Source organism: Streptomyces sp. NPDC101194 (assembly GCF_044767885.1).
Classification (GTDB): domain Bacteria; phylum Actinomycetota; class Actinomycetes; order Streptomycetales; family Streptomycetaceae; genus Streptomyces.
Genome location: NZ_JBIWOS010000001.1, coordinates 977,279 through 995,592, shown reverse-complemented (window position 1 = coordinate 995,592; position 18,314 = coordinate 977,279). Strand labels below are relative to the sequence as shown.

Here is an 18,314-nt window from a genome sequence, read left to right as displayed (position 1 = left end):
AATCCGTTGCCTCACCGAAGAATTCCCAGGTCGCGTCGTCACCACTCAAGTGCTACAGAGCAATTGACAATCCGAGCGGGACCGTTTGCTACCGGGTTTCGCAGCGGGCTCTGAATACGGGCAGCCGGATTGTTTTCTTCCCCTTCCTCATTCAAGTGCCCACGCCTTCGAATCCCCCGACTCCGGCCGTCGTAAATGTTTTGCCGTCTCCCCCGCCGGATCCGTCTCCCGGGGATTCCTCCAGCGGCACCGGACAGTCGCTCCAGCCACCAGCCGGCTGAGACCGCCTTCACCGGCCACCGCCGGACTCCCCGCAGACCGCGAACCCGGCGTGCCCGGAGCCCGAGGACTGTTCCGTGTCCCCTGGCGGCCGAGCAGCGCTCGCGCGGCCTTCCTCGTCATCGCGCCTCTCGGCACCGGCCCATCCCCTCAGTCAAAGGGACGGTGGGCGGGGCCGCACGCCGTGTGCGCCGGACGGGTGAGGGCCGCAACGGCAGTCGCACTCGGACGACGGCCACCCCCTGGAGCGGCTGCGTCCCGGAGTCTGCGTCGTGACGGCCGGTGCGGTCGCACGCGCCTGTGCCCCCGGGGTGTCCCGAGGGCACAGGCTTCGGGTGTACGAGGAGTCGATCGTCAGCGGCCGTACCGGATCAGGGCTCGGACCATGCGGCAGGTCGTGTCGGACGGCGGGTGGATGCCGATGCGTTCGGCGATCGTGTGTATTTTGTCGTTGGTCGCGGTCGACGGGTAGTAGACGCCCGTGTCGAGCAGGGCGATCGCCAGGCGCATGGCCTTCAGACGGCGGTTGTGGGTGACGTACCACTCGCGGGGTCGGCCCGCAGGGAGCGGCTTCTTGCGCAGCGGCTTGTGGAGCGGCTCGGTCGTGACTACGGCAACGGCCATGGGCAACCTCCTGGCGCGGTCGTGGAACCCTCACGAACTCCCTCCATTTTACGGCCCACCACTGACAATCGTCGCTGGCCGGCAGGGGTTTCGGAACGTCATTCCCGTACCGTTGGCCCCATGGAGATCTGGATCAATCCCGCCTGTTCGAAGTGCCGCGGCGCGATGGAACTGCTCGACGCGGAGGGGGCCGAGTACACCGTCCGCCGCTACCTGGAGGACGTCCCTTCGCCGGACGAGATCCGGGCGGTGCTCGACCGGCTCGGCCTGGAGCCGTGGGACATCACGCGGACCCAGGAGGCGCAGGCGAAGGAGCTCGGACTCAAGGAGTGGCCGCGCGAAGCCGGTTCACGAGAGCGGTGGATCTCGGCGCTCGCCGGGCACCCCGAGCTGATCCAGCGGCCGATCATCACGGCCGACGACGGGAGCGCCGTCGTGGCACGCACGGACGAGGCGGTACGGGACGCCATGAGGCGCTGACCTCGTCGCGGGGCGGGTGCGGCCGGGTCATCGCGGGCTCTCCGCCCTCAGGAAGTCCTCCATCCTGCTGTTCAGTTCCGTGGCCGCCGGCTCGTGCAGCGGCAGGCTGTGGTGTGTCGCGCCGGGGATCACCGCCGTCCGCGCGTGCGGGAGCAGCCGGGCCGCGGTGGCGGCGACACGGACCGCGTCATGGGCCCGGCTGCGTTCGGCGAGCAGGATCAGGGTCGGCACGGCCAGTCCGCCCAGGGCTCCTGGTGCGGGGCGGGGTCCGGTGACGGGGCGGGCGGACGGGAAGCCGGCTGCCGCGCAGCGCAGGCGCAGCCACGCCGGGTCGAGTTCGGCACGGCCCGTCTCCCAGTCCAGGAAGGCACGTGTCCGTTCCGCACCGGGGCGGAGCAGCATCGGCAGCGCGTGCAGCAGATAGCCGGGGCGGAAGCCGGCGAAGCACTGGGTCGGGTCGAGGAGGATCAGCTTCCGGACGCGGTGGGGCGGCGCGTGCAGCGCATGGTGGAGGGCGATCCAGGCCCCGTACGAATGCCCGCACAGTGCGCTTCCGTCGGCGTTCAGGCCGTCCAGCACCGCGTCGAGCCACGTCGTCAGGTCCTCCACCGTACGGATCGGGCGCTCCCCCGCGACGCTTCGGCCCGGGTCACCGACGAGGTCGACGGCATGGACTCGATGGGTACGGCCCAGATGGGCGGCCTGGGCGTACCAGACGGTGGAGGTACAACCGCCGCCGGCGAGCAGCACCAGGGGCGGGGCATCCTCGGAGCCGTAACTGTTGACGTGGGTGGTGCCGTACGGGGTGGGGACCCGGGTGCTGCGGGTGCCCGTCGGCCACTTGGCCGCCAGGACCTCGTCGTACGCGGCGAGGAACGGCGTGGTGGTGGTCATGGGGTGCCTCCCCGGTCGGATGCCGTCGATATTATCTCGCTCAGCGAGACAATAAAGGTGATCGGAGAAAGGCGGCGACTCGGTGACCGACCAGGGACCCGAGCTGGAGATCGTCCATCTGCTGCGCAAGGTGACGGTCGAATTCGCTCTGCGTCAGGCCGAGTTCGCGACCCGGCACGGCATGCATCCCACCGATGTGCGGGCCCTGATCTGCCTGCTGGACGCCGCGCGGGCGGGCACGGACGCGACGGCCGGGTGGCTCGGTGCACAACTCGGACTCAACTCCGCGGGCACGACGTCACTCATCGACCGCCTGGAACGTCTGGGCCACCTCGACCGCGCCCGTGACCCGCGGGACCGGCGACGGGTCCTGCTGAGCGTGACGCCACGTGCCGTGGAGCTGGGCCGGTCCTTCTTCGGTCCGCTGATCGACGACACGGTGGCAGTGCTGCGCACATTCGACGAGAGCGAGACGGTCGCGGTCCGGCGCTTCCTGCACACCGCTCACCGGGCCGTCGCACCACCTCCCCCGTCCGGGCGGGGAACTGACGGGGCGGCCGGAGCGGACGGATAGTCCCCCGTGCGCAGGGACACGCGCGCCGCCGCCCCATGCCCCGCTCCCGCTACGTCCCCGCCTGCTCCTCCGCCTCGGCCAGCAGCTCCGTCAGACGCAGGCCGAACCGTACGTCGCAGGGGTGCGGCTCCCCCGTGCGCACCGATTCGATCAGGGCGTCCACCGCTGACCGGAAGGAGCCGACCGGATCGCTCCACCGCGGCAGTGCGACGGTTCCTTCTTCGCCCCTGAGCTCGATCTCCGCACCCACCGCACCGACCGGAGCGCCCAGCGCGAGCGTCACCGTGCTGGAGGCGCCGGAGGTGTGGCGGAGGATCAGGTGCGTGGTGTCGGACGGACCGCGGGCCGCGGTCAGTCGTGTGACGTCGCCCAGGATCGGGATCAGGACCGACAGGACGTGCGGGCCGACGTCCCACAGACCGCCCTTCTCGCGGCGCCAGGGCGAGGCCGCGTACTCGCTGGTCGCGCCGGGGGCGAACAGTGCCCCGATCCACTCGGCACGGGCGGTGAACCAGCCGTCCACGGCAGCCTGTTCGGTGATCCAGTCGGCTGTCTCGGCCGCGAAGCGCAGGGTGCAGAAGACGATGGACGCGGCCCCCGTGTGTTCCGCGGCCCGGGCGACCTCGCGGGCCGCCGCCACAGTGGTCGCGACCGGTTTGTCCAGCAGCAGATGGCGGCCGGTGGCGGCGGCGCGGGCGGCGAGCGGGGCCTGGACGTCCGGCGGCACGGCGAACGCGATCGCGTCGCTCGCCGCGAAGAGCTCGTCGATGCCCGCCTCGCCGGTGTACGGCGTGGTGCCGTGGGCGGCGGCCAGCGCGTTCGCGGCTTCGGGCCGTCGGCCCCACACGCCGCTCAGTGCGACGCCGGGGTGGGCCGCGAGGGCGGGGGCCTGGGTGTTCCGGGCCCAGGGGCCCGCACCGACGAGGCCGATACGCATCGAGGTCGGGGGAAGTGTCGTCATGGGGCAAGTCTGCCGGGTTCGCCGGACCGCTCCCGTATTGAAGTGGCGCGGAGTGGACTTCCTGACTACGTTTGCGGTGCCGGCCGCGGGACTCCGGCGCGACTTCCGGGACTTGCCTCTGAAGCACTGATTTCGCTGCTCGCGCCCCCATTCCCCGGCCGGCGTTCCGCCCCTTCGCACCGGGGCGCGCGACATCACGGGGGAAACCATGACGACCAGCGGCGAGACCGCGCGCGCCGGGGCCGGTTCCGGCCTCGTCGCCGCCGAGGACGTGCTCCTCTTCGTCAACGCGGCGATCACCGCGACCGGACAGCGCGAGTTCCGAACGACCGCGTACCAGCAGCAACTCTCGCTGGACTTCCTCCATGAGTACGTACGGGTCAACTACCGCCGCGTGTACGCCGCCGCGCTCGCCCTCGACATCAACGACCACAACGCCGCGCGCATCGTCCAGGGGCTGCTGGAGACCGCCGCCGACGCGACCGCCGAGGAGAAGCGCACCGAGGGCCTGCTGATCGCCGCCCGGCTGGCGAAGCTGCCGCCGCAGCGCGTCTACCGGCTGTTCCGGGCGCTGCGCGGGGCGAAGGTGAACAACCGGCGGACCCGCGCGATCATGCGCGACTGGCTGGCCGCCCGGCCGGACAGGGCGCACGACGCGGTGAAGTACCGCTCCGGTCTGAAGACCGCCGCGCGCCATGTCCACCTTCGGTTCGACGAGCCGGACGAGACGGGGGACTTCCTGTTCCGGCCCGGGCGTCGGCCGCGCTACCGGCACCGGCTGCTCGACGCGTGGCGGCGCGCCCACTACGAGCAGCGGGCCGTCGACGAGCTGCCCTTCACCGTCGCGGAGGGCTTCGCCGCCCGGCACGGGATGAAACGCGAGGTGTTCCTCGAGCGGGCGGCGCCGAGGATGACCCGGCTGGAGCGGCTGCGGAGCCTCGGGCAGCGCACCGCCGGGGACGGGGCTCCGTTGCCTCAGGGCGTCGACCTGACCGTGATGCCGCTGACCCGGCTCGCCCTGTACGTCCTGTCGCTCGGTTCCGGGGCGCGCCGGCTCCACCGCGAGGAGCTGACCCGTGCCCTGCGGGCCGCCGCCCGCCGTGCGGCGGGACCGCACACCGGCAGCTGGGGCCGGGTCGCCGCCGTACTGGACGACAGCTACTCGTCGTCCGGATCGGGCGAGAAGCGGCGCCGTCCGCTCGCCGTGGCGCTGGCCTGCCACTTCCTGCTGGAGGCGCTGGCCGCGCCGGGGACGTACACCGCGCTGTGGACCTCGGGCGGCACCGATCCGCTGCTGGTCAGGCCCTGGGGACCGACCCCGCTCGGCATCCGGGTACTGGACGCCCTGGAGCACGGTCCGGACCGGCTGGTCATCGTCTCGGACGGCTGGGACAACGCGCCGCCCGGACTCGCGGGCGAGGTGCTGCGGGTGTGGCGGACCCGGCTCGACCCGGACCGGCGCACGGCGGTGGTGCATGTGAACCCCGTATACGACGCGGACGGATTCGACGTGCGGCACCTCGCACCGGGCGTCCCCACCGCCGGCATCCGGGACGCGGAGGACCTGCCCGCTCTGGTGGAGATCGCGCAGTTCGCCGAGGGGCGTACGGGAACGGCGGCCCTGTACGCCTATCTGGACCGTCAGGTCGCACGCTTCACCGGTGAGCACAGGGGGGTCGCGGCGTGAACAGGCTCGAACTGTCCGGGCTCGCCGCCCGCCCCGCGCAGGTGTGGGGCGGCATCCGGCTGGTGCCGCTGGTGCGTGAGGTGCCGGTCGAGGGACTCCGCCTGCACCGGGTGCTCCACACGGGGTACGAGGACGGCGTCGTGGACGTCGGTCCGCGCACGCGCTACACCTCGTACATCCCGCACGGCTTCGTCGCCGACTGGTCCGGCGAGGGCGCGCAGTCCGCCGCGTACGGTACGCAGCTCGGCGCCGGGCCGGGCGCCCCGGCCGGGAACCCGCCGCCCCGGACCGCCCGGCTCCAGCGACACCACCACCGGATGGCCAAGCGGCAGCCGGGTGACCGGCTGCGCTTCCTGCCGTTGCACCTCGCGCTGGAGGGCTATCTCGCCCTGCACTTCGGTGGCCCCGTCGTCGCCTGGGAGGAGTGGTCGCGCCAGGCGCTGCGCGACGGGCTCTCGCCGCGCGCCGAGGACGCGTACCTCGGGTGGTCGGTGCGCGGGCTCGGTGACGCGCTGCGGGCCTTCGAGATCCATCCCGGCCAGTGCGGGGTGATGGTGTACGCGGCCGACGCGCTCGCCGCCGCCTTCGTGACGCCGCATCCGGACGACTACCGTCTGCTGCATCCTTCGCTGATCGAGGATCTGTACGGGGAGCTGGTCCACCAGTACGCGCTGTACGGCGCGCCGGTCCCGGAGTTCACGGCGAGCGTTCCCGACGGTCCGCGGCCGGGAACGCTCGCCGGTCTGCGGGCGGCGGCTCTGGCGCAGGAACGGGAGTGGGCCGAGGCGCACGACACGCTGTTCGCGCGTGAGCTGCTGGACACCCCGTACACCTTCGAGCGGGTGTACCGGATGGGTTCGTTCACACTGTGGCGGTTCCTGCCGCCGTTCCTCCGTAACGGGGAGGGCCGCCACATCGGCGAGACGATCACCGACCACAAGGGGCAGATCGCGTATCTGAAGACGTTCCGGCTGTCCGAGGCCCAGATCAGGCGCGGGCATCTGCTGCACCGGCTCTCGGACGCCGACTGGCGGCTCGCGCGGGCGGCCGAGGCACTGGGCACCAGCGAGGAGGAACTGGTGCGCCGGATCCGCGCCGCCGGTTTCGAGACGCTGCTCAGAGCCCGCGCGTAGCGCAAAACCTCGGTAACACGGGGTTCACGTTCGGGCAACGGACGGGAAATCGCGTCTTGCGAAGCTGCGCTGCAGAGACCGGACCGCAGCACCGCAACACCCGCGAAGGATGGCTTCCGTGACGTTCAAGGCTGAGTACATCTGGATCGACGGCACCGAGCCGACCGCCAAGCTCCGTTCGAAGACGAAGATCATGGCCGGGAGTCCGTCGCAGGACGTGGCGGAGCTGCCGATCTGGGGCTTCGACGGTTCGAGCACCAACCAGGCCGAGGGCCACGCCTCCGACCGGGTGCTGAAGCCGGTCTTCACGTGTCCGGACCCGATCCGCGGCGGCGACGACATCCTCGTCCTGTGCGAGGTCTTCGACATCGACATGACGCCGCACGAGTCCAACACCCGTGCCGAGCTCCGTCCGTCGGCCGAGCGGTTCGCCGGCCAGCAGCCGATCTTCGGCATCGAGCAGGAGTACACCTTCTTCGACGGCCACCGCCCGCTCGGCTTCCCCGAGGGCGGCTTCCCGGCCGCTCAGGGCGGCTACTACTGCGGGGTCGGTGCCGACGAGATCTTCGGCCGCGACATCGTCGAGAAGCACCTTGACAACTGCCTGAAGGCGGGCCTCGGCATCTCCGGCATCAACGCCGAAGTGATGCCCGGCCAATGGGAGTTCCAGGTCGGCCCGCTGTCCCCGCTGGAGGTCTCCGACCAGCTGTGGGTCGCCCGCTGGCTGCTGTACCGCACCGCCGAGGACTTCGGCGTCTCCGCGACCCTCGCCCCGAAGCCGGTCAAGGGCGACTGGAACGGAGCGGGTGCGCACACCAACTTCTCCACCAAGGCGATGCGCGAAGGACCTGAGGGCTATGCCGCGATCATCACCGCATGCGAGTCGCTGGGCGAGGGCTCGAAGCCGATGGACCACGTCAAGAACTACGGCGCGGGCATCGACGACCGTCTGACCGGTCTGCACGAGACCGCCCCGTGGAACGAGTACAGCTACGGCGTCTCCGACCGGGGCGCCTCGGTCCGCATCCCGTGGCAGGTCGAGCAGGACCGGAAGGGCTACATCGAGGACCGCCGCCCGAACGCCAACGTCGACCCGTACGTCGTCACGCGGCTGATCGTCGACACCTGCTGCACCGCGCTGGAGAAGGCCGACCAGGTCTGATCCTCGACCGTCGTCAGCACTGAGGGGGGCGTCCGGCCGGTCGGACGCCCCCCTCAGTTCCTCACCTGCCCCGCGGGCCCGCCCCCGGGGCAGGTGAGGAACATAACGCCGAGGGTCCGTATCGACGGCTGAGAGAAGCCTGCTGCGCCGTCACGTTCTCTGGTTCAATGGGGCCATGGCCAGCATCCAGTACACCTCGACAGGTCGCAGCGACCTCGAACCGTTCTGGCCGTCCCGTCAGCATCACGACTTCGACCGGGTGTGTTGCCGCGCGTTGAACGCGCAGGCCCTCTAAAGCCGCTCACCCCGGCCTTCGGTCCGCGCGCCAGTAAGTCCGTCCCTCGACGACTCCTTCGCGCGAAAGAGCTGACCCCCATGGCGAACACCGATACCTTCTCCGCCGCTGCCACCGCGGCGCCTCCGGCGACCGCTGCGGCCACCGCCTCCGCCCGCCCGCTCTCCCCCAACCGCCACCGGCTGCGCGCCGTCGCCCCCGACGAGGTCGTCCAGTTGGCCGATGTGGCCGATTTCCTGCCGCCGGGTGCCACCTGGCTGCCCGCCCCCCAGCACACCCTTCCGGCACTGCCGGGCCGCCCGCCGATGATCGGCTACCTGGTGCTCGTACCGGCCGACCAGCAGTCGGCCGTCACCGCGGCCACCGCCGCGGCCGCCCAGTACGTGGTGCCGTCACCGGTGGAGGAGCCGGTCGCGGGTCCGGTGCGCATCGACCCCGTACAGCGCGTCGCCGCGGTCGACGGGAACACGCTCGACCTCACCTTCCTGGAGTTCGAGCTGCTCGCCCACCTCGTCGCGCACCCGCACCGGGTGCACACCCGCGATCAGTTGGTGACCACGGTCTGGGGCTACGGGCATGTGGGCGATGGACGCACCGTGGACGTCCATGTCGCCCGGCTGCGCCGCAAGCTGGGCACCGAGCACCGCCGGACGATCCAGACGGTGCGGCGCGTCGGCTACAAGTACGCCCCCTGAGGCCCGTCACCGTACGCAGCCAAGCACAACGCTCGGTCGGATTCCTGCCCTCGGACAGCCGTCCGCAGGGAAAGCCTTGGCCAGGGCTGGGGCGCCAGTGGTCGCCTGCGGGGCGTGCCCACTGGCTGCCTCAGCCGAGCCCGGTCACGCCGACGTCACGCCGCGGTGATGCCCGGCACCCCACGCTGGCTGGTGCAGGGCAAGCGCAAACCCGCTTACACACGCAAGGAATCCACCATGATGAGAAGCATTCGGCAAGGAATTCCCCGCATGATCGGCGCGTCGTGCTTGGCCGCGGCAGTCGTCGGCGGCGTAGGCGCGACGAGCGCCGCAGCGGCGCCCCAGGCCCAGCCAAAGGCTCCGTCCGCGGTCTGCTCCCGCTTCCAGCCACAGTTCTGCTCCGGAAACGTGCTCCAGCAGGGCGCGCAGACCGGCCGTGGAGGCGGCAACGTCCTCCAGCAGGGCGCACAGACCGGCCGTGGAGGCGGAAACGTCCTCCAGCAGGGCGCACAGACCGGCCGTGGAGGCGGCAACGTCCTCCAGCAAGGCGCACAGACCGGGCGCGGCAACAGCAACGTCCTCCAGCAGGGCGCACAGACCGGCCGTGGAGGCGGCAACGTCCTCCAGCAGGGCGCACAGACCGGGCGCGGAGGCGGAAACGTCCTCCAGCAGGGCGCACAGACCGGCCGTGGAGGCGGCAACGTCCTCCAGCAAGGCGCACAGACCGGCGGCAACGGCAACGTCCTCCAGCAGGGCGCACAGACCGGCGGCAACGGCAACGTCCTCCAGCAGGGCGCACAGACCGGGCGCGGAGGCGGCAACGTCCTCCAGCAAGGCGCACAGACCGGCCCCGGCAACGGAAACGTCCTCCAGCAAGGCGCGCAGACCGGCGGGAACGGCAACGTCCTCCAGCAAGGCGCACAGACCGGCGGCAACGGCAACGTCCTCCAGCAAGGCGCACAGACCGGCCCCGGCAACGGAAACGTCCTCCAGCAAGGCGCGCAGACCGGCGGGAACGGCAACGTCCTCCAGCAAGGCGCACAGACCGGCGGCAACGGCAACGTCCTCCAGCAAGGCGCACAGACGTGACCTCTGTCGCGCGCTGACCACGCCACATACCGACCAGACCCGACAACGCGAACCCGCCACTGGGCAGTGGCGGGTTCGCCGCTTCCGTGATAGGTCCGTCCACTCGAACTGTGGAGTCGTTCCGATGCAACCAGCTCCGCGGCGAGGCCGGTCCGGTACTCACGTTGTCCCGACCCGGGCCTCGGCCCGGGTCCCGGCCGACCGGGGAAGGTGTGACGGTGGACGTACGTGACCCGAGAGCTGCGTCGAACGCCTCACAGCCGCGACGCTCTCCGTCGTGTCACCCACCCGGGACGACATCGGGTTCCTCAGCGACGAAATCTCGCTTCGCGTGATCCGGAGCAGCCAGGCACTCGCCCTGTCCGGCCGGGCCTCTGCACCACTTCCCCACGCGGGCTCCCAGATCGGGTTCGGCCGTTTTCCCTGCAGCCAAACTCCACGCCACGACGAACTCAATGGGTCTTGCAAGATTTTCGTGGGGACGGCCGACAACTCCTGCACACCGGTGCCGCTCCGTCACAGCACCTGGAATGGCCGACAGGCGTGATGACCTTCTCGGAATCGCGCATCCGCGCCTGAGTGCGGCGTCGGTGCAGCGGTGCCCGTGGTGGGCGGCCCGGTTCGTATCACCGCCCGTACCGGCGATCACATGGAGCCGGCCTGTCCGGACTGCGACTGCGTCTCGTCGCGGGTGAACAGCCGGTACGCCCGGACGGTGGCTGATCTCGCGGTCGGTGGCCGTCCGGTGGTGATCGGCCTGTCGGTACGGCGCCTGTACCGAGACCGCCCCGGCTGTGTACGGCGGACGTTCGCCGAACAGGTCGAGGGGCAGGCCGTGCGCCATGACCGCAGCACCTACAGCCGGTGGTTCGCGCGGCCACTTCGAAGCGATCACCGCCGGGGCGGGGCGGTCCCGTACCTGGGGCTCCGGCCAGTGCGGAGGCCGGGTGCCTTGAGCCAGGATCCTCAAGCGCCGGGGCTGCGGCCGCACCGGCCTCCCGCTCCCTCGCGAGCGCATCCTCCTGGCGTGAACGCAGAGCGCTGTCGACCTCAGCACGAAGATCTCACAAGACCCCGTTCAAGTACGCGGCTGTGCACGTCGGCTCGTACGCCGACGTGCACAGCCCCTCACGCAGTCACGGCTACAGGGATCCGTCGCCCGGGCGCGTCCGCTGCAGTTCGGACACGAGCCGACGCAAACGCGGTGTGGGCCGAAGCCCCAACTCCTCGTGGAGGTGCTGCTCGTAGCGTTCGAAGTCGCACAGCGCCTCGGACCGATTGTCCTCCGCCAGGTGGGCGCGGATCAGCGAAGCCTGGCTGCTCTCCCGCAGCGGATCCGCTTGGACGGCCGCATGGGCTGCCGTCACGGCCCCGGCGAACTCCTTCGTGTCGATGAAGACTCCCGTCAGGGCCTCAAGGGCGTGGAGTCGAAGTTGCCGCCATTGTTCCGCCTCCGGCAGCATCCACTCGTCGTACCAGCCGGGCAGCAGATCGACGGAGAGTTGGTCGACGGTCGCCGCGTTGAGGTCGAGCTCCTCGGCCGGGGCACGGGGATCGAGTATGCGCTGGGCCAACGACCGGGCTCGGTACAGATCGACGGTGACCTCCCGCGCGAGGCGCAACTCGGCGGGGCAGATGTTCAGTGCCTGCTTCCCGAGGCCCTGCAGGCGGGACAGTGCCGACCGCAGGTTCGTGTTCGCGCCTTGCTCGGATGCTTCGGGCCAAAGACTCCCGGCGACCAGAGCCCGAGGGACAGCGGCCCGGTAGTTGAGCGCGATGAACGCCAGAAGTCGCTTCGAGCCGACCGGGACGGTCACCGGTTCATCGCCGACCACGATGTCGAAACCGCCGAGAAGAGAGATGCTCACGGACGGCCCGAGCCTGGTGGGCGGCGCAGAGAAAGCGAGATCATAGGAACTCATGGCTTTGGGATCGCGTAGGGGTCGGTTTACCCGGCGCCCGTCGACCGGCCGCGCCGCCATTGCTGAGGGCCAGCGATCTTTACACCTCCCGCTTAGCCATGCTGCTCCACCTGCGGAGAGTTGTCGAATTGTCCCGATCGGGGCCAAGGAACGGTGCCCTTCCGCCGAGTTTTTGCGGGTATGGCGCACCGGTCGAGCGGGCGGGTGGTGTCCACAGTGCCGCCTGGACCGGGGCGGCCCCGGTCCAGGCGGCACACATGCGCCGAGGTGACCATCGCACCCTTGGCTCCTGCCTGTTGTTCGCTCCTTTCTGTTGAACGTGCGAACACTGCCGGAGGTACCTGCCGCAGCCGCCCCGGCCGATGGTGAGCAGGCCGGGGCCGTCGGTCAGCCGTGCGTCCCCGACGTCGCCAGTGCCTCGGGCGTGTCCGTCCCCGGCTCGCCGTGCTCCGGGTCCGGCAGCCGGGCCGGCCCGCCCGAGTTGCGCCAGTTCCGCTCCCCCAGCAGGGCCATCACGGAGGGCAGCAGGACCATCCGCACGATCGTGGCGTCCAGCAGTACCGCGACGGCGAGGCCGACGCCCATCTGCTGCATGTCCTGCATCGACAGCGTCCCGAAGACCGCGAACACCGCGACCATGATCATGGCGGCACCGGTCACCGCGCCCGCCGTCCGCCGGATGCCCTCGTCGATGGCGGCCCGGGTGCACAGACCGCGGTCACGGGCCTCACGGATCCGGGAGACCACGAACACGTGGTAGTCCATGGAGAGTCCGAACAGGACGACCAGGACGAACAGCGGTATCCAGGCCTCGACCGCGCCGACCCCCTCCGACCCGATCAGCGAGGCCCCCCAGCCGTGCTGGAAGACGGCGACCATCACTCCGTACGCGGCGGCCACGGAGAGCAGGTTGAGCACGATCGAGGTCACGGCGATGACGTACGAGCGGAAGCAGAACAGCATCAGCAGGAAGGTCACGGCCGTGATGAAGGCGAAGACCGGGACGATGCCGCGCTTCAGCTGGTCGTTGAAGTCCACGGACCCGGCGGTCTCCCCGGTCACGTACACCTGCGCCCCCGTCCCGTCGAACGCGGCGGGCAACCGCTTCTCGCGCAGCTCGGAGAGGTCCGCCTCGCCGCCGGGGAGCGGTACCTCGATCTCGGCGACGTTCTGCGCCGTGTGGACGGTGACCTTGTCGAAGCCGCCGAACGCCTTGCGCAGCGCGGGTGTCCCGATGTGGTCGGCCTTGACCACGACGCGTGCCGGGGCGGGGCCGCCGGGGAAGTTCTCGTCGATCTGCCGGTAGGCGACCGAGAGCTGCGAGTCGGAGCCGAACTGCTTCTCCAGGCCAAGCTGTTCGGTCTTCATGCCCAGGGCGGGCGCGGCGAGGGCGAGCAGTACGACGACCGAGGCCGCCGCGAAGGTCTTCGGCCGCGACAGGACCGGTTTCAGCACCGTGCCGGCGAATCCGCCGCTGGTGCGCGCGCGCCGGTTTCCCCGGCCCCCGAGGAACGGCACCCGTCCGGCGTCGGTCCGGTCGCCGAGCCAGGACAGCAGTGCGGGAAGCACCGTCACCGAGCCCAGCATCGCGATGAAGACCACGATGATCGTGGCGAGCGCGAAGCCCTTGAACAGCATCAGGCCGGACAGGAACATGCCGGCCATCGCGACCATGACCGTGAGTCCGGAGACGAGCACGGCCCGGCCGCTGGTCGCCGCCGCGATCCGCAGGGCCGTTTCGGCATCGCGCCCCGCCGCCCGCTCGTCGCGCTCGCGCCGCAGGTAGAAGAGGCAGTAGTCGACGCCGACGGCGAAGCCCATCAGGAACATCACGGAGTACGTGGTCTGGAACAGGTGCAGTTGGTGGCTGGCGAGCGAGAGCAGTCCGAAGGCGGCCATGCAGGCGGTCAGTGCCAGCCCGACCGGGAGCAGCGCCGCGACGACCGCCCCGAAGGCGACCAGCAGAATGCCCAGGGCCAGGGGCACGGCGATGAACTCGGCCTTCCTGAAGTCCTCGGACAGCAGGTCGCCGAGCCATTTCCCCGCGCTGGCCTCGCCGAACTGGTGGATGGTGAGGCCGGGGTGGTCCGCCCGGACGCCGGACACGGCATCGAGCACGGGCTGCACCCTGTCCGGCGCCGTCGCCGCGTCCCCCTTCATGTCGAAGGTGATCAGCGCGTCCTTGCCGTCCTTGGAGGGGATCGGCGCCGCGACGTTCGTCACCTCGCCGGTCCTTTCGAGGGCCGCGGCGACCTCACGGGCGGCTCCCCGCCAGTCGTCCGCCTTCGCGGTCGACACCATGACCAGTTCACCGGCCGGCTGCCCGAGCCCGGCGTCGTCGAGAATGCGCTCGGCCCGGGCCGAGTCGCCCGCGGCGTTCTCCGCGTCGGACATCTCGACCAGACCGGATGCCCCGCCGATGGCCGTGGCGAGCACGACGAAGAGCAGCCAGCCGAGAATGGCGGTCTTGCGGTGGTGTGCGCTCCACCCACCGATGCGTGCCGCGAGGTTGCTCCTCATGGCGTGTTCGCCCCCAGAAGTCGGATCGAAGTCGATGGCAGCCGACGCCGGACGCGTCGCTGACGGACGCCGATGAATCTAGGAACGGCCGGCCGGCCGCCCCAGCCGTCGGGCCCCCCTCTCACGGAGCCGTAGGGCGAAGGGTTCGGGGTGGTGCTGGGTACACCCCCGCCCGGGTGGCGAAACGGCTGACCCCCGGGGAGCCGGCCGGGTGAGACTGTCCTCGGACGGGTCCGGCACGAGGGCCCGGCGAGGGGAGACGGACCGAGATGAACGCGATACGGACCCGGACACGGGGCGCGATGCTGGCAGCCTGGCGGGGCGTCGTGGTGTCGATCGCCAGCCTGTTCGGGTCGATCACCCTCTTCGTGTGGGCCGTGCTCTCCATCGTCTTCATCCCGCTGGGCATCGGCCTGGTCACCACCCCCTACGTGCTGGAGCTGGTGCGCAAGCACGCCAACCGCCGCAGGCTGCTCGCGGTCACCTGGTGCGACGTCCGCATCCCGGTCCCGTACCGTCCTTTCCCGAAGGATGTACGCACCGGCTTCACCGGGCAGGTGGAGCGGACCACGCTGTTGCTGAAGGATCCGGCGACCTGGCGTGACATCCAGTGGCTGCTGGTCGACATGACCGCCGGCTACGTGGTGGCGGTCCTGGCCTCCGCGCTGCTGGTGTACCCGGTGGAGGGTCTCGTCCTGGCGGCCGGGTTGTGGCGGGTCTTCACCGACGACCGTTACTGGTACGCGTTCGTGCCGGTCGACAGCCAGGCGACGGGCCTTGCCGCCGCAGCGCTCGGTGTGGTGTTCTTCGCGATCGGTCTGCTGGTCGGCCAACCGCTGCTGCGGCTGCACTTCGTGATCGCCCGCGCGATGCTGGCTCCCACCCAGGAACAGGAGCTGGCCCGGCGCATCGACCGGCTGACCGAGACGCGGCACGAGGCCGTGGACACCGCCGCCTCCGAACTGCGGCGCATCGAGCGGGACCTGCACGACGGGGCGCAGGCCCGGCTGGTCGCCATGGGGATGAACCTGGGCGCCGTGGAGGCGCTCATCGAGAAGGACCCGGAGCAGGCGAAGAAGCTCCTCGCCATGGCTCGCGAGTCGTCGGCCGAAGCCCTCACCGAGCTGCGCGATCTGGTCCGCGGCATCCACCCGCCGGTCCTCGCCGAGCGCGGACTGGGCGACGCGGTCAAGGCGTTGGCGCTGCGGCTGCCGATCGATTCGGAGGTCCGGGTGGAGCTGAGCGGACGGGCGGACGCCGCGGTCGAGTCGGCGGCGTACTTCGCGGTGAGCGAGACACTGACCAACACCGCCAAGCACTCGGGGGCCGACCGGGTCTGGGTGGACATCCACCACTCGGACGCGACGCTGCGGGTCACCGTCACGGACAACGGCAGCGGCGGTGCCGCGGTCGGGTCCGGCTCGGGTCTGAGCGGAATCGAACGCCGACTCGGTACATTCGACGGCATCATGGCCGTCAGCAGCCCCGCGGGCGGTCCCACCATGGTGACCATGGAGATCCCTTGCGAGTTGTCCTAGCCGAAGATCTCTTCCTGTTGCGCGACGGCCTGGTCCGGCTGCTGGAGGCGTACGACTTCGAGATCGCGGCGGCGGTGGAGACCGGGCCCGAACTGACCCGGGCCCTGGCCGAGTCGGCGCCGGACGTCGCGGTCGTCGACGTCCGGCTTCCGCCGTCGCACACGGACGAGGGCCTGCAGTGCGCGCTGGCGGCCCGGCGGGCGAGGCCCGGGCTGCCGGTGCTCGTGCTCTCGCAGCACGTGGAGCAGTTGTACGCGCGCGAGTTGCTGGCGGACGGCGACGGCGGCATCGGCTACCTGCTCAAGGACCGGGTCTTCGACGCCGACCAGTTCATCGACGCGGTGCGCAGGGTCGCCGCCGGCGGCACCGCGATGGACCCGCAGGTGATCTCGCAGCTGCTGTCGCGGCGCTCGCAGGACAAGCCGATGGGCGGGCTGACCCCGCGTGAGCTGGAGGTCATGGAGCTGATGGCGCAGGGCCGTTCGAACGCGGCGATCGCCTCGCAGATGGTGATCACGGAACGGGCGGTGGCCAAGCACACCTCGAACATCTTCGGGAAGCTCGGCCTTCCGCCGTCCGACGACGACAACCGCCGCGTTCTCGCGGTGCTCGCCTATCTCGACCGGGGCTGAACCGGGCCCGTGGCCGTGGGCCGCGCAGCCCCCGTGGGGTGCGCGGCCCCGGCGGTCACGGCGCCGTGGTCAGGTGCAGTGTCGTCGCGCCCAGATGCGGTGCCGCCCGGGACTCCAGCACCTTCACCCGTACCGAGGTGGCGGTGACCGGCGCGGCCAGGGGCAGGATGCGGCGGTGGCCGATCGTCGTGCCCTCGGCGATCCGCTGCCAGGTCCCGTCGATCCGGGCCTCCACGGCGAACTTCTCCACCCGCTGCCCGCGCCGGACGTCCTCACGGACGGCGACCCGGTCGAAGGTGTACGGGGCCGGGCCCTGCTTGCGCACGTCGGTGCCGTAGATCCGTCGTACGTCGGAACCGAAGGCGGTCAGCGACGCGACGTCGGCGTCGTCGATCCGGCCGTCCTTGTTCGGCGGGACGTTGAGCAGCAGGGAGGCGTTGCGGCCGACGCTCTTCTCGTACAGGTTCATCAGCTGGGCCGGGGACTTGGGCTTCTCGTTCGGGTGGTGGAACCAGCCGGGCCTGATCGAGACGTCGGCCTCGGCCGGGTACCACTGCAGGTAGTTGACGGCCGGGTCGAGGATCCTGGCCCGGGAGCCGATGTCGGGGTCGGTCGAGTCGTTGGGGAGGCTGCCGAGCCCCGTCCACGGGTCGGTGGTGTGCGGGGTGACGCTCCACTCGGTCTCACGGGCGACGCCGCTCTCGTTGCCGACCCAGCGCACGCCCTGCGGGCCCTGGAAGACGACGGTGTTCGGCGAAAGCTCCTTGACCATGTCGAACCACTGCTTGACGTTGTACTTCTGCGTGATGCCGGAGCCGGACCAGGGGTTGGCGCCGTCGAGCCAGAGTTCCTCGATCGGCCCGTACTGGGTGAAGAGTTCGTAGAGCTGGTTGAGGTAGTACGCGTCGTAGTCGTCGGCCATCACCTCGAAGGTGGGCAGCTTGCCGCGCTCGACCGCGGCGGCCCGGTCGTCGCCGGGGACGAGGGTGGGGATGGTGCGCCGCGTGACCGCGCTGCCGTTTCCGAAGCGGCCCTCACCGGCCGGGGCGCGGTCGCCGTCCTCCAGGGCCATGCGCTCGGGCAGGCTGAGCGGCTTGCCCTCGGCCTGCTTCTTGCGGATCGTGTCGACCCACTGCGCGTGCCAGGCGTGCGGGAGTTCGGCGCCGTCGGAGGGCGAGAGGTAGAGCCCGACCTTCAGGCCCGCCTTGCGGGCGGCCTTCACGTACGCGGCCACGACATCGGGGCTGCCGGGGCTGAGCGCGACCGAGTGGTCGGTGTACCGGCTCGGGTAGAGCACGAAGCCGTCGTGGTGCTTGGCGGTGAGCATGACCTGCTCGACGCCGGCAGCCTTGTAGGCGCGCATCCACTGGTCGGCGTCGATGGCCGTGGGGGCGAAGAGCTTCTCGTCCTCCGTGCCGGAGCCCCACTCGCGGCCGGTGAACGTGTTCATCCCGAAGTGCGTGAAGGCGGTGACCTCCCGCTGCTGCCAGGCGAGTTGGCCGCGGGTGGGAACGATGTTCGCGGCCTTCTCGATGATCCGGTCCGGGCTGTCGCAGGACTCGACAGTCATCTGCGAGGCGGGCTTCACGGGCGCGGTGCACGGGGTGCCCGGTGGCGCCGACCGCTGGTCCACGGGCTGCTGCGCGATGGCCTGTACGGGGACGAGCGCGGCGGCCGCCGCCAGTGCGAGCGCACTGAGCACACGGGTGCGTCGTGCCATGGTTCCCTCCCATTCCCGACCAGCATTGGTCGGATCTCTTGGGTGTCGACGTGCGCATGTTGCCGCACAGATCGACTCACGGGAAGGGTGTACACAACATACGTCCTAT

The 18,314-nt window shown here is 70.8% G+C and carries 15 protein-coding genes and 1 pseudogene; 10 read left to right on the top strand and 6 right to left on the bottom strand.

Annotated elements, in window-relative coordinates:
• Positions 1 to 633 precede the first annotated feature (633 nt).
• Positions 634 to 903 (bottom strand): hypothetical protein, encoded by a 270-nt coding sequence (locus ACIRP2_RS04340; protein WP_376222640.1) that lies wholly within the window; start codon positions 901 to 903, stop codon positions 634 to 636.
• A gap of 120 nt (positions 904 to 1,023) precedes the next feature.
• Between ACIRP2_RS04340 and ACIRP2_RS04335 the strand changes: the two genes are divergently transcribed.
• Positions 1,024 to 1,383 carry an arsenate reductase family protein gene (locus tag ACIRP2_RS04335; RefSeq protein ID WP_404246396.1) on the top strand — a complete coding sequence of 120 codons (360 nt, stop codon included), beginning with the start codon at positions 1,024 to 1,026 and terminating at the stop codon, positions 1,381 to 1,383.
• A 27-nt stretch (positions 1,384 to 1,410) separates the two neighbouring features.
• On the opposite strand, the gene ACIRP2_RS04330 is transcribed toward ACIRP2_RS04335, so the two are convergent.
• The gene (locus ACIRP2_RS04330) at positions 1,411 to 2,277 is read right to left on the bottom strand and encodes an alpha/beta fold hydrolase (RefSeq protein WP_404246394.1); all 867 of its coding nucleotides are present in this window, start codon (positions 2,275 to 2,277) and stop codon (positions 1,411 to 1,413) included.
• 82 nt (positions 2,278 to 2,359) lie between these two features.
• On the opposite strand from ACIRP2_RS04330, the gene ACIRP2_RS04325 reads away from it, so the two are divergent.
• A complete protein-coding gene (locus tag ACIRP2_RS04325; RefSeq protein WP_404246392.1) occupies positions 2,360 to 2,851 on the top strand; it encodes a MarR family transcriptional regulator in 492 nt (163 codons plus the stop codon).
• Positions 2,852 to 2,900: 49 nt separating this feature from the next.
• On the opposite strand, the gene ACIRP2_RS04320 is transcribed toward ACIRP2_RS04325, so the two are convergent.
• Entirely contained in the window at positions 2,901 to 3,812 is a 912-nt protein-coding gene (locus ACIRP2_RS04320; RefSeq protein WP_404246389.1) for a Gfo/Idh/MocA family protein, read from the bottom strand.
• 208 nt (positions 3,813 to 4,020) lie between these two features.
• Between ACIRP2_RS04320 and ACIRP2_RS04315 the strand changes: the two genes are divergently transcribed.
• The 6 genes and pseudogenes from ACIRP2_RS04315 to ACIRP2_RS04290 all read left to right on the top strand — a co-directional run.
• A complete protein-coding gene (locus tag ACIRP2_RS04315) occupies positions 4,021 to 5,499 on the top strand; it encodes a hypothetical protein (RefSeq protein ID WP_404246387.1) in 1,479 nt (492 codons plus the stop codon).
• Complete coding sequence (locus ACIRP2_RS04310) at positions 5,496 to 6,632, top strand: ARPP-2 domain-containing protein (RefSeq protein ID WP_404246384.1); 1,137 nt, start codon at positions 5,496 to 5,498, stop codon at positions 6,630 to 6,632. Before ACIRP2_RS04315 ends, ACIRP2_RS04310 begins: the two co-directional genes overlap by 4 nt.
• Before the next feature lie 118 nt (positions 6,633 to 6,750).
• Positions 6,751 to 7,794 (top strand): glutamine synthetase, encoded by a 1,044-nt coding sequence (gene glnII, locus ACIRP2_RS04305; RefSeq protein ID WP_404246382.1) that lies wholly within the window; start codon positions 6,751 to 6,753, stop codon positions 7,792 to 7,794.
• Between the two features lie 375 nt (positions 7,795 to 8,169).
• Positions 8,170 to 8,784, top strand: a complete 615-nt coding sequence (locus ACIRP2_RS04300) for a winged helix-turn-helix domain-containing protein (RefSeq protein WP_404246380.1) — start codon at positions 8,170 to 8,172, stop codon at positions 8,782 to 8,784.
• 270 nt (positions 8,785 to 9,054) lie between these two features.
• A complete protein-coding gene (locus ACIRP2_RS04295; protein ID WP_404246378.1) occupies positions 9,055 to 9,873 on the top strand; it encodes a hypothetical protein in 819 nt (272 codons plus the stop codon).
• A 649-nt stretch (positions 9,874 to 10,522) separates the two neighbouring features.
• A pseudogene (locus tag ACIRP2_RS04290) lies at positions 10,523 to 10,636 on the top strand (transposase family protein); the annotation flags it as partial.
• Positions 10,637 to 11,015: 379 nt separating this feature from the next.
• Here the strand turns inward: ACIRP2_RS04290 and ACIRP2_RS04285 are convergent.
• Positions 11,016 to 11,741 carry a BTAD domain-containing putative transcriptional regulator gene (locus ACIRP2_RS04285; protein WP_404246376.1) on the bottom strand — a complete coding sequence of 242 codons (726 nt, stop codon included), beginning with the start codon at positions 11,739 to 11,741 and terminating at the stop codon, positions 11,016 to 11,018.
• Between the two features lie 441 nt (positions 11,742 to 12,182).
• Positions 12,183 to 14,315: an MMPL family transporter gene (locus ACIRP2_RS04280; protein WP_404246374.1), complete on the bottom strand. Its 2,133-nt coding sequence runs from the start codon at positions 14,313 to 14,315 to the stop codon at positions 12,183 to 12,185.
• Positions 14,316 to 14,584: 269 nt separating this feature from the next.
• Between ACIRP2_RS04280 and ACIRP2_RS04275 the strand changes: the two genes are divergently transcribed.
• A complete protein-coding gene (locus ACIRP2_RS04275) occupies positions 14,585 to 15,853 on the top strand; it encodes a sensor histidine kinase (RefSeq protein ID WP_404246372.1) in 1,269 nt (422 codons plus the stop codon).
• Positions 15,838 to 16,485: a LuxR C-terminal-related transcriptional regulator gene (locus tag ACIRP2_RS04270; protein ID WP_404246370.1), complete on the top strand. Its 648-nt coding sequence runs from the start codon at positions 15,838 to 15,840 to the stop codon at positions 16,483 to 16,485. Before ACIRP2_RS04275 ends, ACIRP2_RS04270 begins: the two co-directional genes overlap by 16 nt.
• Before the next feature lie 55 nt (positions 16,486 to 16,540).
• Here the strand turns inward: ACIRP2_RS04270 and ACIRP2_RS04265 are convergent, their stop codons facing one another.
• Entirely contained in the window at positions 16,541 to 18,205 is a 1,665-nt protein-coding gene (locus ACIRP2_RS04265; protein WP_404246367.1) for an alpha-L-fucosidase, read from the bottom strand.
• Positions 18,206 to 18,314 lie beyond the last annotated feature (109 nt).

Excerpts from the sequence above, each read along its gene's own strand:
- ACIRP2_RS04335 (WP_404246396.1), top strand. The coding sequence starts at position 1,024 with ATGGAGATCTGGATCAATCCCGCCTGTTCGAAGTGCCGCGGCGCGATG.
- ACIRP2_RS04340 (WP_376222640.1), bottom strand. The coding sequence starts at position 903 with ATGGCCGTTGCCGTAGTCACGACCGAGCCGCTCCACAAGCCGCTGCGC.
- ACIRP2_RS04295 (WP_404246378.1), top strand. The coding sequence starts at position 9,055 with ATGATCGGCGCGTCGTGCTTGGCCGCGGCAGTCGTCGGCGGCGTAGGC.
- ACIRP2_RS04300 (WP_404246380.1), top strand. The coding sequence starts at position 8,170 with ATGGCGAACACCGATACCTTCTCCGCCGCTGCCACCGCGGCGCCTCCG.
- ACIRP2_RS04320 (WP_404246389.1), bottom strand. The coding sequence starts at position 3,812 with ATGACGACACTTCCCCCGACCTCGATGCGTATCGGCCTCGTCGGTGCG.
- ACIRP2_RS04330 (WP_404246394.1), bottom strand. The coding sequence starts at position 2,277 with ATGACCACCACCACGCCGTTCCTCGCCGCGTACGACGAGGTCCTGGCG.
- ACIRP2_RS04280 (WP_404246374.1), bottom strand. The coding sequence starts at position 14,315 with ATGAGGAGCAACCTCGCGGCACGCATCGGTGGGTGGAGCGCACACCAC.
- ACIRP2_RS04275 (WP_404246372.1), top strand. The coding sequence starts at position 14,585 with ATGAACGCGATACGGACCCGGACACGGGGCGCGATGCTGGCAGCCTGG.
- ACIRP2_RS04315 (WP_404246387.1), top strand. The coding sequence starts at position 4,021 with ATGACGACCAGCGGCGAGACCGCGCGCGCCGGGGCCGGTTCCGGCCTC.
- ACIRP2_RS04265 (WP_404246367.1), bottom strand. The coding sequence starts at position 18,205 with ATGGCACGACGCACCCGTGTGCTCAGTGCGCTCGCACTGGCGGCGGCC.